The sequence below is a fragment of the Inquilinus sp. Marseille-Q2685 genome, from assembly GCF_916619195.1.
Lineage (GTDB): Bacteria > Pseudomonadota > Alphaproteobacteria > DSM-16000 > Inquilinaceae > Inquilinus.
In genome coordinates this window covers 332323-346345 of record NZ_CAKAKL010000003.1, presented here as the reverse complement: position 1 = coordinate 346345, position 14023 = coordinate 332323, and the positions used below count along the sequence as shown (strand labels likewise).

The window sequence follows — 14023 nt, the reverse complement described above, 5'->3', positions numbered from 1 at the left end:
CGAGCCCGCGCCGGCCAGCCCCATTCTAAACCCTCGACGCATCCATCGGCCGTACTCCGATTTCCGCGGCTTCGGGCGATGCCTTCGACAAGCTCCAGCCTTTGACGAAGGCATAGACCGCCGGGATCACGACCAGCGTCAGCACGACCGACGAGCCCATGCCGCCGATCATCGGCACGGCGATGCGGCGCATCACCTCGGAGCCCGTCCCGGTGGTCCAGAGGATCGGCAGCAGGCCGGCGAGGATCGCGGCGACGGTCATCGCCTTGGGCCGAACACGCTCGACCGCACCCTCGACGATCGCCTCATGGAGATCGGCCCGCGTCACCGGCTGCCCCGAGGCGGCTCGCCGCTCGCGGATCTCCCGCAACGCCTGGTCGAGATAGATCAGCATGACCACGCCGGTCTGGGCGGCGACGCCGGCCAGCGCGATGAAGCCGACCGCGACCGGCACGCTCATGTTGAAGCCGAGCCAGTCCATCAGCCAGAGGCCGCCGACCAGGGAGAACGGCACCGAGGCCATGACGATCAGGGTCTCGGTCAGGCGCCCGAAGTTCAGGTACAGCAGCACGAAGATGATCGCGAGCGTCACCGGCACGACGATCGACAGGCGCGCCTCGGCGCGCTGCAGATACTCGAACTGGCCGCTCCATTCGAGATGCATGCCGGACGGCAGGCTCACCCTCTCCGCCACCGCACGCTGCGCATCGGCGACGTAGCCGCCGATGTCGCGGCCGCGCATGTCGACGAAGACATAGGCGGCAAGCTGCGCGTTCTCCGTCCGGATGGTCGAAGGCCCCTGCGTCGTCGTGATCCGGGCGACGCTGCCGAGCGGCACCTGCATGCCGTCGGCGCCCTCCACCAGCACCTCCGACGCGATCGCCACCGGATCCGACCGCAGATCCCGCGGGTAGCGCAGGTTGACGGTGAAGCGGCGGCGCCCCTCGACCGTGGTGGTCACCGTCTCGCCGCCGAGCGCCGAGCCGACGGCGGCCTGGAACTGCTCGATCGAAAGACCGTAGCGGGCGAGCGCGTCACGATCCGGCACGATGTCGAGATAGGACGCGCCGGTGACCCGCTCGGCGAAGGCGCTGGTCGTGCCCGGCACCGCCCTCACGGCCGCCTCGACCTCCTTGGCGATGCGCTCGATCTCCTTCAGGTCCTGGCCGTAGACCTTGATGCCGACCGGCGTCCGGATGCCGGTCGACAGCATGTCGGTGCGGGCCCGGATCGGCATGGTCCAGGCATTGCTGACGCCGGGCAGCGTCACCGCCTGGTTCATCTCCGCGATCAGGCCGTCGACCGTCAGCCCGGGACGCCATTCGCTTTCGGGCTTGAGGTTGATGATGGTCTCGCTCATCTCCATCGGCGCCGGGTCGGTCGCCGTCGCCGCGCGCCCGGCCTTGCCGAAGGCGGAGGCGACCTCGGGGAAGCCGGCCAGGATCCGGTCCTGGGTCTGCAGCAGCTGCTCCGCCGCGGTGATCGAGATGCCGGGCAGCGTGACCGGCATGAACATCAGGACGCCCTCGTTCAGGCTGGGCATGAACTCGCTGCCGAGCCGCCGGATCGGCACGATCGCCGTGGCCATCACCGCCAGCGCCAGGACGATGGTCACCAGCTTGAACCGCAGCACGAGGCGGATGACCGGCCGGTACAGCCCGATCAGCAGGCGGTTGATCGGGTTGCGGTGCTCCGGGAGGATGCGGCCGCGCACGAACAGGATCATCAGCACCGGCACCAGCGTCACCGACAGGAAGGCCGCCGCGGCCATGGCGAAGGTCTTGGTGAAGGCGAGCGGACGGAACAGCCGCCCCTCTTGCGCCTCCAGGGTGAACACCGGCAGGAACGACACGGTGATGACGAGCAGGCTGAAGAACAGCGCCGGACCGACCTCGCTCGCCGCCCGGATCAGCACCCGGACCCTCGGCTCGTCCGGCGATCGCTCGAGCTGCTTGTGGGCGTTCTCGATCATGACGATCGCCGCGTCGACCATGGCGCCGATGGCGATCGCGATGCCGCCGAGGCTCATGATGTTCGAGCCGATCCCGAGCAGCCGCATGATCAGGAAGGCGATCAGAACCCCGACCGGCAGCATGAGGATCGCGACGAGCGCGCTGCGCACATGCAGGAGGAAGATCAGGCAGACCGCGGCGACGACGATGCTCTCCTCGATCAGCGTGCCGCGCAGCGTCTCGATCGCCCGCTCGATCAGCCCCGACCGGTCGTAGACCGGCGTGATGACCGTGCCCTCCGGGAGCGTGCCCTTGGCCGCGGCGATCTTGTCCTTCACCCGCTGGATGACATCGAGGGCGTTCTCGCCGTCGCGCTGGACGACGATGCCGCTGACCGCCTGGCCCTGGCCGTTCAGCTCGGCGATGCCGCGCCGTTCGTCGGGGCCAAGCTCGACCCGGGCGACGTCGCGCAGCAGCACGGGCGTGCCGTTCGCGGCGCGCAGGACGATCTTCTCCAGATCATCGGTGCCACGGACATAGCCTCGGCCGCGCAGGATGAACTCGCGCTCCGCCATCTCGACGGTCCGGCCGCCGACCTCGCTGTTGCTGGCTTCGATGGCCGCGCGGACATCCGCCAGCGTCAGGCCGTAGCCGCGGAGGCGCGCCGGATCGGCCACGACCTGGTACTGCCGCACATAGCCGCCGACGCTCGCCACCTCGGCCACGCCTGCGGTGGCGGCGAGCCGGTAGCGCAGGTCCCAATCCTGGAACGAGCGGAGCTCGACCAGGGGATCCCGGTCGCTCTGCAGGACGTATTGGTAGACCCAGCCGACGCCGCTGGCGTCCGGACCGAGCGTCGGCGTCACCCCGGCCGGCAGCCTGGCGGCGACGCCGTTCAGGTATTCGAGGACGCGGCTGCGCGCCCAATAGAGATCCGTGCCGTCCTCGAAGACCACATAGATGAAGGACACCCCGAAATTCGAGAAGCCGCGGACCACCTTCGAGCGAGGAACGCTGAGCAGCGCCGTGGTCAGCGGATAGGTCACCTGGTCCTCGACCACCTGCGGCGACTGGCCCGGCATCTCAGTGTAGACGATGACCTGGGTGTCGGAGAGATCGGGAATGGCGTCGAGCGCCGTGGTGCGCACGGCCCAGACGCCGGCGCCGACCACGAAGGCCGTCACGAACAGGACGAGGAAGACGTTCTTGCTCGACCACGCGACGAGGCGCGCGATCATCGCGACGCCTCCTGCCCGGGCTCCGCCGCGAACGCGGCAATCGCCGCGCGCATGTTGCTCTCGGCATCGATCAGGAAGGTGGCGCCGTCCACCACCGTCTCGGTTCCGGAGAGGCCGGAGAGGATCTCGACCCGGCCATCGGCGCGGGCTCCCGTCCGAACCTCGACCGGCTTGAACCGGCCGGCGCCGGTCTCGACGAACACGGTCCGGCGCTCGCCGCTATCGACCACCGCAGCCGCCGGAACCGAGACGACCTCGTTCCCGCCGGACGTCGGCGCTGCGACCTCGGCGGTCGCCAGCATGCCGATGCGCAGGCGACCGTCCGGGTTCGGCAGCGTGATGCGGACCTTGGCGGTCCGCGTCGCAGTTTCCAGCGCCGGGTAGATGCGGTCGACGCTGCCCTGGAACGTTTCTCCAGGATAGGCGGCGATGGTGACGGACACCGGCAGCCCCTGCCGCAGCAGGCCGACATCCTGTTCGAAGACGTCGATCAGGACGACGACCGTGGAGAGATCGGCGATGCGGAACAGCGGATCTCCGGGGCGGAACATCATGCCTTCGATGGCGGTCTTGGACAGCACTGTCCCGCCGATCGGCGCCGGGATCTGGATGGTTCGGAGGATCCTCCCCGAGGCCCGGATGCGATCGATCTGCGGATCGGAGAGGCCGAGGTTCACCAGACGAAACCGTCCGCCCTCGAGGTCCCCGGAGCGGCCGCTGGTGACGGCCAGGAGATAGTCGGACTGGGCCCGCAGGAGGTCCGGGCTGTAGACTTCCATCAGCGGCTCGCCCTCGGCCACGCCGCGGCCGGTCTCGTTGACGTAGAGGTGTTCGATCCAGCCTTCGACCCGGGGCGTCACCATCGCGCTCCGGCGCTCGTCGGTGGCGATGGTGCCGATGGCGCGGATGCTCCGCGTCATGACCTGCCGGGACGCCGGCGCGGTCCGCACCCCCATGGTCTGGAGGCGAGCCGGGCTGATGCCGATGCTGCCGTCGTCGGCCGTTTCGTCGGCGTAGACGGGGGTGTAGTCCATCCCCATCGAATCCTTCTTGGGCACCGGCGAGGTGTCGGGAAGGCCCATCGGGTTGCGGTAGTAGAGGATCCGGCGCCCTCCCCCTGCAGCCGAAGCTGCAGGGGTTTCCGGGGCCGGTGCGGCTTCGCTGCGCGCGCCGAGCGGCGGCAGCACCGGTGCGACCTGCGACGGGTAGACCGGCAGGTAGTCCATGCCCATCCCGTCCTTCCGGGGGACCGGCGACGTATCGGTGCCGCCCATGGGATCGCGGTAGAATAGCGGGCGCTCATCGGCCGGCGTCTGGCCGTCCTGCCCGATCTTCGGGAACAGCGGTGCGACCTCGGACCGCCGGACGGGCACGTAGTCCATGCCCATGGAGTCCTTCTTCGGTTCCGCCGAGACGACGGGATTGCCCATCGGGTCGCGCCAGAACACGATCGGGTCGTCTTCCTTGGCGACCCGCATCGTCGTCTCCGACGCCGTCCTCGTGACGGCTGCGAAGGCCGAAGAGCCGAGATCGACGAGATGGGAGGTGCCGCCCTGAACCCAGAGGCCGAGCACGAAGCCGGCCAGTCCCAGCGCGGCGGCGCCGAGCCCATAGCGTAGTTTGCGCATGATGATCTCCGCCGGCGTCCTGCGCCGGCATGATTGGTCCAACGTGGTCGGTTGCCTCCGCTTCGCAGCGGAGGCGCGCTCAGCGTCGGATCAGGAGATCGGAGGCCGGTGCTGCGGAGGCGGGCCTCCGCCCGTCATCGCTTGGATGCTGCCCCAGGCCGGCCCGTCCGCGAGGCGCGGCGAAGGGACCACGGCAAGAAGTCCGGCGTCGGCCTGGGTGAAGGGAGCCAGCGCGCAGAGGGCGATGGGGCATGCCTTCAGGCAGCCGTCCTGCGGCATCTCGTCGGCCATGCCCGACATCGGGCATGGCGGCGTCATCTCGGCGCTTCCGGGCAGCGTCGCGCTGCCGAGCGAAACGGCAACGAGCGCCAGCAGCATGACGATGAGGCGAAGGGCCCGGAGCATCTTCGCCTTATGCCCGATCGGCGGCCGGCCGCAAACCTCGTTCTGTCCCGGCAGGTGTGACCCTCTGACACGGCGCCGTGAAGACCGGCCGGCGGTTGGCCGAGTTCTCCTGGCAGAGGCCGGCACCGGTCGATCACCGATGCTTGGCAGCATCCCTCCCGGTCTCGGGCACGCTGCCCCACGCCCCGCGCGCTGCCATGGTGGGAAACGCTTGAGGTACCGACCCAAAGCGCGGCACCTCCCCAAGCATGGGAAGGGCGCCCGCCATGATCCTTCCGGTCACTGGCGCGGCGTTCCACCCCGCCGTCGCGAACCCGTAGGAGTCGGGAGTGCTTTGCGGCTCATCGAGGATCGTCAGGAAGAGGTAGCGAGGCGCATCGGCCGGCGAGATGCCCATGAAGGCCGTCAGCGACCGGCTGCCGGCATATCGGCCGTCCACGACCTTCTCGGCCGTGCCCGTCTTCCCGCCCACCATGTAGCCGGCGACGTCCGCCTTCTTGGCCGAGCCCCGCTCGGCATTGAGACGCATCAGATATCGCAGGGCCTCGCCCGTTTCGGGCGTGACCACCCCACGGGCGACGAGCCTCGATCCGACCTCCGCCCCTGCGATGAGGGTCGGCCTAATCAGGTCGCCGCCGTTCACCAGGGCCGCGACTGCCATGGCCGCCTGCAGCGGCGCAACGGCGATGCCGTGTCCGAAGGCCACTGTGGCCGTCGTGACCTCCCCCCATTGCGCCGGGACGATCGGCTGGGCCGTCTCGGGCAGTTCGGTCCGCAGCTTCCCGAACTGCCCCATCAGGCCCAGGAACGCCTTCTGCCGCTCGGCGCCGACTGCCAGAGCCATGCGGGCCATGGCGATGTTCGACGAGTAGATAAAGGCCTCCGGAAGCGTCAGGATGCGCTTCTCGCCCCGGTAATCGTTGATGCTGAAGCGTCCGAACCGCAACGGCTCCCGCGCATCCAGAGACGAGTTTATCGTGAACAGTCCAGAGTCCAGCGCCATCGCCGTGGTGAGGGCCTTGAAGGTCGACCCCATCTCGTAGACGCCGACGTTGATTCTATTGATGCGTTGGGGGTCGAGGGCCTCAGCCGGTGTGTTCGGGTCGAAATCCGGCAGCGAAACAAGCGCGAGGACCTCGCCATTGGTCACGTCGAGCACCAGCCCGGCGGCCGCTCGGGCCTGATACGTCTCGATCGCGCGGAGAAGCGATGCATGCAGCAGGGCCTGCACCCGGATATCGAGGGACAGCCGCACCGCCTCCGTGCCGCCCGGGCCGGTCTGCCGCACCAGTTGATCGAGATAGGCCTCGATGCCGGCGATGCCGGCATCATCCACGCTCGTGTACCCGACCACATGCGCCGCGATCCGGCCGCTGGGATAGACCCGCTTCGTCTCCATGCGATAGTCGATCCCCGGGATCCCGAGGGCATTGACCGCCTTCAGAACGGCCGGCGCCACCTGTCGCTTGATCCATAGGAACCGCCCGCCGGCCGCGATGCGCCTGCGGATCTCAATGGGATCGAGCCCCGGAAGCACCCGGGCCAGCAGCTTCGCCGCCTCCTCCGGATCGGGGATGATCTGCGGATCCGCATAGATCGACGGGATATCGACATTGACCGCGAGCAGGACTCCGTTGCGGTCGCGGATCTCCGGCCGCTGAGGTGTCGCCTCGATCATCTCAAACCCGTGCGCGTCCCCGCGGCTCTGCGCCGGCCCCATGACCCAGATCAGGCGGACGGAGACCACGACGAAAGCGGCGAGAGACAGCAGCGTCAGAACGGCGAGACGCTTCCTGGCCTGCTTCATGTTTACAGGCCGCGCCTGAGAGGCTCCGATGTCCTGCACCATCAGGTCCTCCCCTCCCTGCCCTCGCCGCGCAGCCCATCGAGCCACGCGTTGAGGGCCCGATTGAAGGCGAGCGTCTTCTCCCGGCTCGGCCAGGCGATGCCATACCGCTGGAACAGTTCTCCGAAGCTGGCATAGGCGCTTGGCCGGATCACCTCGGTCGCGGCCTTCGTCAACTGGAGCGTCGCGCCGCGGCCGTCCCATGCGGACAGCACGGGAAATCCCTGTGTCCCGAGGAAGGGATCCCAGGTCGCGTCGACGATGATGCTGCGTCCGTCGAGGCCGACCTCCACGGATTGATGGAAGCTTCGTGTTTCGCCGAGCAGCGCGAGAATCGAATCCGGGATCGGCAGATCCCTCCAGTCGAAAACGACCTGGACCGGCTGGGCCGGATAGCCCCAGATCCGGAACAGCCGGCGCAGCGCAGCGGCCTTGTGCCGGCAATCTCCAGCGCCCAGGGCGAACAGCCCGTCCGGCTGGCTCGGATCCCATCGGCTGAGGCGATAGGGGAATCCTCGGACGAGCTCGAAGGCCATGATGCGCTGCTCGACCGGCGAGAGGCCGCGCCCGAGGATCTCCGCGACTTCCTCCGCGCTTGTGGGGATCGCGTCTTCCCGCCGGCGCCGATCGTCGAGAAACGATCGGGTCGCCGCGGCGCGATCGAGCACCGCCAGTTGGATCGCCTCCTGCGCAGCGACGCACCGGACCGAGAACAGCAGCCCGGCGGCCGCCGCGGACATGAAGAGACGGCGATTCATGGCGATCACCGGCGGGCACGGATCTTCAGGCGACGGTGGTCGGGGCCGGAGGATGCCTCCCCGTCGTCCGCCTGCACCGTCATGGCGGTCTTCGAGAGGGCGGCACCCTTGACGAGACAGGCGACTCTGCCGTTCATGCCTCCGAGGTCTCGATGTGACTGAAGGTCGAGACCGCAGGCCCGAGAGGCCCGAAGGACGTCGTCGGCGATCTCCTCCCTGTGATTGAACACGAGGAGCCCGGCCGGCCTCAGGAGGGTCGCCGCGCCACAAAGGAATGCTTGCGCGTCCCTTTCGAAATAGGCGGCCGCCTGCGAGTAGATGATGTCCACGTTCCCGCGCGGCACGCCATCCTGCTCGACCGCGAGGATTCCGGCCGCCGTGACGAAAGGATGCTCCCTGACGCCGGCGGGCAGATCGTTGTGCCACCGGGTCAGATTGGTGAAGTGAAGATGCAGTGACCGGTCGAGGCTTCTCGGATGGGCGGAGGCGAGCCCGGCGATGTCGTCGATGAGCGCATCCCGGCCGGGGCGTGATCGGAACCCAGCCCAGCCGCCGCCGACCTCCAGGAAGCGGACGCTTCCGTTGACCCGGAGCCAGGCACCGACCAGCGCGGCAAGGTCGAGTCCGATCATGTCGGCGAGGCGGAAGGAGCCGCCGCTGGACGTCCAGGATCCCGCATAGAGCGCCGCGTCCAGCGCCTTGATTAGCGAGCCGGTTTCTCGCCGCAGCGTGCTCAGATAGCGAAGCAGGTCGCGCCTGGGAGGCACCCGGACATTGGGGCGCAGGCGGCGGGCCTGCAGATCGCGCTCGATCCCGAGCTTGATTTCCCGCCAGCCCTCGGCGTCGGGGAAGTATCCGACCTTGGCGAAATTGTTCTTGATGGCGCGCCGAGCGCGCCAGGATTGCATGAGCATGTCATCGTCCGTTTCGATTGAGCTGAGCCACGGCCGGCGCATGCCGGCCTCTTCGTCAGCGCGAAGCGGACTGCCGAAACCTCGGATCAGGACTGTTTATAGAGCGACCCGCGGCCATCGTCGCAGACGCGCTTCGCGCATCAGCGGACGCGGCTCTCGCGCGGTGGACGATGCAGCTCCCCTGCCGGCATTTCCGACAGGCCGTCGCTGGTGTCCGGCCAGCTCAAGCTGAAGGCGGACAGCACATGATCATGCTCGGCCGAGGTGATTAGGCCGACGGGGTGAACGTGTTTTTCCGAGAAGACATGGTGCCCGACGCCCTGCTGTCCCCTGACGTCGTCCCGGTTCGACCCGTCACCGTCGGCGGCGGCAACGAACTCCGCTCCGTGCGCCGTGTCAGCGGGCACTCCGAAATTGTGAAGCGCAGTCACGAGCACCAGCACCGCGAGAAGCGTCGACAGCAGCCGCTTGAGGCGCCAGGACAACTTGCATCGCATCATGGCTGCAGGGATTTCCAAACTCGCTGCGGTGGTGGCTGCCCGGTCCCCTCACGGCATCGAAAGCCGTGTCTGAAAAGATAGACGTTGGGCGTTGAGAAGCAACGACAAAGTCATTTGCAAACGCGGAGGGACGTTCCTTGATGCGGAGCAGCGACAAGACGGCGCAGCGGTGCCGCAAGCTTGACCTTCCGGTCGGTGGAAGGTCGATCTATCGATCATACTGCGAGCGAAGGCTCAGCGTGAGGAGGGGCGAGTGATATTGAAGGCCGCGTCTGTTTGTGCGCTTGCGCTGAGCGTCTCGACCGCTGCATGGGCGACAACTCATTCGGCCACCGCGCCGATCGTCGATCCGGTATATTCCCGGCTCTCCCAAGCACTTGGCGAGCTCGATGGCCAAGTCGCAGGCAACCCGGTGGCGGATATCTCGGGTACGTCGTTGAAACCAGGCGACATCGATGCGCGCGTTCCGTTGCTCAAAGCGCGACTCGCGGCGTTGGGAGACGGAACGCCCGGCCCAGCGGCCTATTCCGTCGGAGATGCCAGTGCCTCGGCGGTGACCGAGGCGACGCCGCCCGCGCCGTCCGAGCAGGTCTACGACCCCCAGTTGGAGGAGAACGTGAAGACGTTCCAGCGCGCCTGGGGATTGGGTGACGACGGAGTGGTCGGGCGGTCGACGATGTGGGCGCTGAACTTCGGGCCGGATGATGCGCGGTCCGCGATTGTCAGGACGTTGGCCCGGTACAGCCCTCCGCCGGCGGAGGGCAAGTCGATCCTGGTCAACATCCCCTTGGCGGAGGTGATCGCGTTCGAAAACGGCAAGGAGGTGATGCGTTCGCGCGTCATCGTCGGAACTCCGGAGACGCAGACGCCCCGAATGACGTCGCGGCTGACGGCCGTGAAGTACAATCCGGACTGGACCGTTCCGTCCGGATTGACCGAAAAGTATCGGAAACTCCTGCTGGCCGGACGATATGACGAGGTGCGTCGCATCGGCGTCAAAGTCAAAGGTCCGGAAAACACGCTTTACGACGTCGCCGATATTTCCCCCTATTCGATCGGCTATGACGGCCTGCGCTTCTGGCAGCCACCGGGGGACGACAATGCTCTCGGCCTTCTGAAATTCGAGCTCGACAACACGCGGTCGATCTACCTGCACGACACACCCAAGAAGGCGCTGTTCACCCGAGACAGCCGCGCGCTGTCCAACGGCTGCGTTCGCGTCGAACGGTATCTCGAGTTCGCAGCCTGGGTCCTGGACACGACGACCGAAGAGGTCCAGGCGCGTATCAATGCAGGGAAGACGAGCTTTGCCCGCGTCCCGACACCGGTGACCGTCCAGATGGCCTACTACACCGCCTATCCGGACGAACTCGGCGGAATCCGCTACGGCCGGGACGTCTACGGACTGGATTGACCTGAACCGCTGGCACGGCCGCGACGACCGTCGCGGCGCGCTTCCGTTCTCGGAAAGCGCATAGGCCTTTTCCGCTGCGCGGTTCCCTCGACCCGCACTGACCTTCGCCGCCCCCCATTCACACATCGGAATCATCCCGAAGATGAAGAGAACGCGTCATGCCCTTGTCCTGGTGATCGCATCGGTCGGTCTGGCTGCGTGCGGTGCCGCGGCCGCGCCGCCGGTGACGGGATCGTCAAAGGGCACGACGCCGCAGTCGGTCTCGTCCAGACCGCCGGCCACGCCGGGGCTGGACAGCTTCATTGTGCCGGTGCGCGCCACCGGGATCGGCTCGCCGTTCGGGCAGAGGCATGGCCGGATGCACACCGGCATCGACTTCCGGGCACCGATGGGCACCCCGGTCATCGCAGCCGCGAGTGGTCTGGTGGAGATCGTCGCAACCGACTCCGGGTACGGCCGCCACATCGTAATCGAACATTCAGCGGCGAAGACCCTCTATGCTCACCTGAAGGATTTCGCACCTGGGATCCGGCCTGGCCTGCAGGTCAAGCAAGGGCAGACGATCGGCTATGTCGGCCGCTCGGGGCGGGCAACCGGGACTCATCTGCACTTCGAACTGATGAAGGATAGCAAGCCGGTCGACCCGCAGCTCGCATTCGGGCCGGTAGCAGCGGACCGCCAGCTCGCGCAACGGTAACGCTCCTGCAGCGTCACCGTCGGTATCAGCGCCGGCCGGCGTGCAACTACCCTCGGAATCCGGCTGCGAGCCGAGCAGGCAGCGCCGCGAGCTCGCGCTGCTACTCGGAAACCGTGCCGGCAAGCCGCGGCGCTGATTCCAAATACCATCGATAGGTCGCAGCCAGGCCCTCTTCGAGTCCGATGCGGGCCCTCCAGCCGAGCCCCGTGAGCCGTGATACGTCGAGCAGCTTGCGCCGCGTGCCGTCCGGGCGAGATGCATCGAAGACGAGCATCCCCCGGAAGCCGACGACTTCGCAGATCAGTTCGGCCAATTCGCGGATGCTCAGATCCCGCCCCACTCCGACATTCACGTACTCTTCACCGGAATACACCGCCGCGAGATGGACGCAGGCATCGGCCAGATCATCGACGTGCATGAATTCCCGCCGGGGCAGACCGCTGCCCCAAACCACCAAAGTCGAATCTCCCTTCAGCTTGGCCTCATGCGCCTTGCGCATCAGGGCGGGTACGACGTGGGAGGCATTGAGATCGAAATTGTCGTGCGGACCATAGAGGTTGGTCGGCATGACCGAGATGAAGTCTACGCCGTACTGGCGCCGATAGGCTTGGCACAGCTTGATCCCCGCGATCTTGGCGACGGCATACCACTGGTTCGTGGGCTCGAGCGGTCCGGTCAGCAACGCTGCTTCGGTCATCGGCTGGTCCGCATCCCGGGGATAGATGCAGGAAGAGCCCAGGAACACGAGCTTCTCCACGCCGGCCTTGTGCGCGGCGTGGATGATGTTCGTCTCGATCGCAAGGTTGTCGTAGAGAAAGTCGGCTGGACGCGTGTCATTGGCGAAAATCCCGCCGACCGTCGCCGCTGCCATGAAGACCAGGTTCGGCCGACTGGTGGCGAGCCAGTCCTCGACCTGCTCCTGCCGCCGGAGATCGACCTCTTCTCGTCCCGCGGTCAGCAACTCGCAGTCCTCACCCGACAGCCTGCGCATGATGGCCGAGCCCACCATGCCGCGATGGCCGGCGACGAAGACCCGCTTGCCGGAGAGTCGGTAGGGTGTGGCCGCCATAGGAAGAATCCTTTCTCGTCGACGATGTTTCAGCTTTTCGGTGTCCGTCCAACCTGGCCACGCACCCCGAACCGCCGGACGCCGATGCGTCCGGGGTGTCGGAGACGCTCGCCGCTTCCGGCAGCGGCCGGCGAAGATCCGACGGCTGCCGGATGACGAGCCCGGCCTCAGGTCGGGTTACTTCGTCACTTGCCGCGCTTGGCAAGCCAATCCTTGAGGAAGGCGATCTCCTTCTCCTGGGCGGCGACGATCTCTCCGGCGAGCTTCTTGAGCTCCGGATCGGTGCCGTATTGCAGCTCGATCCTGGCCATGTCGATCGCTCCCTGGTGATGGGGGATCATGCCCTGGGCGAAATCGACATCCGGATTCCCGGTCATCGCCCCGGACATGCTGGTCTGCATCCGGCCCATCGCCTCCATCATGGCCTTCGAAGCGGGGCTATCCATCATCCCCGAGCCGGACGACATACCGGGCATTGTGGAGTGATCCATGCTCTGGGCGCTCGAGGCCCGGGGCTCCGCAAGCTGAACGACGGCCCAGCTGCTGATCGCCAAGGCGGCGACGAGCACGGTGGGAACTGCGAGGCGTGCCATAATTCGACTCCTGTTGTGGTGGACGTTGCTGCTGAGACGCTGGTTCGGCCGAGTTTCTCTTCGGGACCGAAATCGCGCTTCGGGCGGCCCGCGAGACCGGCTGGCCTTGTCCGCCGCCCTCACGGGGAAACCCTTCCATCCGCGATCGGCCGGCGGAACCGCCGACGGGCGACGAGCATCACTGTGGCCGTCATCGTTCCGACCGTCACACCGTGCCAGAGGAGGACCATCGCGGCGGTGTCGAGGGAATGGAACAAATTGAGGAGGCTCGCAGGAAGCGAGGCGGCGGCGGCCGCTGCAACGCCGATCGCCGGGACCTTCCACAGGCGCACGGCATCACGGACGAAGAATAGGAGCGCCAGAAGGGCCGCGGCGCCCAGACCGATGATCGCGAGCGGACATTCGGGGCTGCTGGCAAAGGCGAAGGCGGCGCTGCCATCGGACGACAGGTCCGCGATGACGCCGGCGATTTCGACGGCCAGCCACAACACGGTGGCGCCGATCGGCAACAATAGCCATCGCCCGGAGCCTTGTGGCGCCCGCAGGAAAAAAAGCGCGGCGACGCCGGTGAGCCAGATGAGCGCGGATGTGGCGACCGGGATCAGGAACGGCGGGTCCGCCGTCAACATGCGCAGATCTGTACGGGCGGGGCCCAGCGAAAGGATGAAATAGACCGCAGCCATCCCGCCAAGGCCGAGGAGAAGCCCCTGAATCGCCATCGTCCGAGACGGGATGGCCCGGTTCTGCGACACCAGGATCTCGATGAGCTCCTCGGTGGACAATTGCCGCTTCAGCATCTGGAATCTCCCTGCCGATGGCGTCTGTGCCGCCTTGGCACGACTTTGCCGCGCCCGCGCAGCGGCCGGCCGCCGGCTCTCACGAATGTGAGGACACTGGCGAACTCGACCGCCAGCCGGAGCATGGACACCCCGATCGGGAACAACGGCCATCGTCCCGATCGCTGTCGACCAGCCAAGCCCGCGTGCTGAGCTCCGTCGGCACGATATGG

12 protein-coding genes are annotated in these 14023 nt (G+C 67.2%); 2 read left to right on the top strand and 10 right to left on the bottom strand.

All coding sequences use genetic code 11. The features are described from left to right. Positions 1-25: 25 nt before the first annotated feature. The 7 genes from LG391_RS19430 to LG391_RS19400 all read right to left on the bottom strand — a co-directional run bounded on the left by LG391_RS19430 (position 26) and on the right by LG391_RS19400 (position 9241). Positions 26-3190 (bottom strand): efflux RND transporter permease subunit, encoded by a 3165-nt coding sequence (locus LG391_RS19430; RefSeq protein WP_225769687.1) that lies wholly within the window; start codon positions 3188-3190, stop codon positions 26-28. After that, positions 3187-4860 (bottom strand): efflux RND transporter periplasmic adaptor subunit, encoded by a 1674-nt coding sequence (locus tag LG391_RS19425; RefSeq protein WP_225769686.1) that lies wholly within the window; start codon positions 4858-4860, stop codon positions 3187-3189. Before LG391_RS19425 ends, LG391_RS19430 begins: the two co-directional genes overlap by 4 nt. Positions 4861-4908: 48 nt before the next feature. After that, positions 4909-5223 (bottom strand): hypothetical protein, encoded by a 315-nt coding sequence (locus tag LG391_RS19420; RefSeq protein WP_225769685.1) that lies wholly within the window; start codon positions 5221-5223, stop codon positions 4909-4911. 133 nt (positions 5224-5356) lie between these two features. Further along, positions 5357-7072: a penicillin-binding protein 2 gene (locus LG391_RS19415; RefSeq protein ID WP_225769684.1), complete on the bottom strand. Its 1716-nt coding sequence runs from the start codon at positions 7070-7072 to the stop codon at positions 5357-5359. Then, on the bottom strand, positions 7072-7827 hold the full coding sequence (locus LG391_RS19410) for a hypothetical protein (protein ID WP_225769683.1): 756 nt from the start codon (positions 7825-7827) through the stop codon (positions 7072-7074). Before LG391_RS19410 ends, LG391_RS19415 begins: the two co-directional genes overlap by 1 nt. Positions 7828-7832: 5 nt before the next feature. Beyond that, positions 7833-8783, bottom strand: a complete 951-nt coding sequence (locus tag LG391_RS19405; protein WP_225769682.1) for a hypothetical protein — start codon at positions 8781-8783, stop codon at positions 7833-7835. Positions 8784-8881: 98 nt separating this feature from the next. After that, positions 8882-9241, bottom strand: a complete 360-nt coding sequence (locus LG391_RS19400) for a hypothetical protein (RefSeq protein ID WP_225769681.1) — start codon at positions 9239-9241, stop codon at positions 8882-8884. Positions 9242-9494: 253 nt separating this feature from the next. Here LG391_RS19400 and LG391_RS19395 point away from each other — a divergent pair, with 253 nt between their 5' ends. Continuing rightward, on the top strand, positions 9495-10655 hold the full coding sequence (locus LG391_RS19395; RefSeq protein ID WP_225769680.1) for a L,D-transpeptidase family protein: 1161 nt from the start codon (positions 9495-9497) through the stop codon (positions 10653-10655). Positions 10656-10797: 142 nt separating this feature from the next. Beyond that, on the top strand, positions 10798-11352 hold the full coding sequence (locus LG391_RS19390) for a M23 family metallopeptidase (RefSeq protein ID WP_225769679.1): 555 nt from the start codon (positions 10798-10800) through the stop codon (positions 11350-11352). A gap of 100 nt (positions 11353-11452) precedes the next feature. Here LG391_RS19390 and LG391_RS19385 read toward each other — a convergent pair whose 3' ends face one another. The 3 genes from LG391_RS19385 to LG391_RS19375 all read right to left on the bottom strand — a co-directional run bounded on the left by LG391_RS19385 (position 11453) and on the right by LG391_RS19375 (position 13811). Next, a complete protein-coding gene (locus LG391_RS19385) occupies positions 11453-12421 on the bottom strand; it encodes a GDP-L-fucose synthase (RefSeq protein WP_225769678.1) in 969 nt (322 codons plus the stop codon). Positions 12422-12606: 185 nt separating this feature from the next. Beyond that, on the bottom strand, positions 12607-13014 hold the full coding sequence (locus LG391_RS19380; RefSeq protein WP_225769677.1) for a DUF305 domain-containing protein: 408 nt from the start codon (positions 13012-13014) through the stop codon (positions 12607-12609). 119 nt (positions 13015-13133) lie between these two features. Continuing rightward, positions 13134-13811, bottom strand: a complete 678-nt coding sequence (locus LG391_RS19375; protein WP_225769676.1) for an NrsF family protein — start codon at positions 13809-13811, stop codon at positions 13134-13136. Positions 13812-14023: the final 212 nt, after the last annotated feature.

What these genes read in the sequence shown, in the direction of transcription:
- LG391_RS19375 (WP_225769676.1), bottom strand. Translation starts at nt 13,811, where the DNA reads ATGCTGAAGCGGCAATTGTCCACCGAGGAGCTCATCGAGATCCTGGTG.
- LG391_RS19400 (WP_225769681.1), bottom strand. Translation starts at nt 9,241, where the DNA reads ATGATGCGATGCAAGTTGTCCTGGCGCCTCAAGCGGCTGCTGTCGACG.
- LG391_RS19420 (WP_225769685.1), bottom strand. Translation starts at nt 5,223, where the DNA reads ATGCTCCGGGCCCTTCGCCTCATCGTCATGCTGCTGGCGCTCGTTGCC.
- LG391_RS19385 (WP_225769678.1), bottom strand. Translation starts at nt 12,421, where the DNA reads ATGGCGGCCACACCCTACCGACTCTCCGGCAAGCGGGTCTTCGTCGCC.
- LG391_RS19380 (WP_225769677.1), bottom strand. Translation starts at nt 13,014, where the DNA reads ATGGCACGCCTCGCAGTTCCCACCGTGCTCGTCGCCGCCTTGGCGATC.
- LG391_RS19390 (WP_225769679.1), top strand. Translation starts at nt 10,798, where the DNA reads ATGAAGAGAACGCGTCATGCCCTTGTCCTGGTGATCGCATCGGTCGGT.
- LG391_RS19415 (WP_225769684.1), bottom strand. Translation starts at nt 7,072, where the DNA reads ATGGTGCAGGACATCGGAGCCTCTCAGGCGCGGCCTGTAAACATGAAG.
- LG391_RS19430 (WP_225769687.1), bottom strand. Translation starts at nt 3,190, where the DNA reads ATGATCGCGCGCCTCGTCGCGTGGTCGAGCAAGAACGTCTTCCTCGTC.
- LG391_RS19410 (WP_225769683.1), bottom strand. Translation starts at nt 7,827, where the DNA reads ATGAATCGCCGTCTCTTCATGTCCGCGGCGGCCGCCGGGCTGCTGTTC.
- LG391_RS19405 (WP_225769682.1), bottom strand. Translation starts at nt 8,783, where the DNA reads ATGCGCCGGCCGTGGCTCAGCTCAATCGAAACGGACGATGACATGCTC.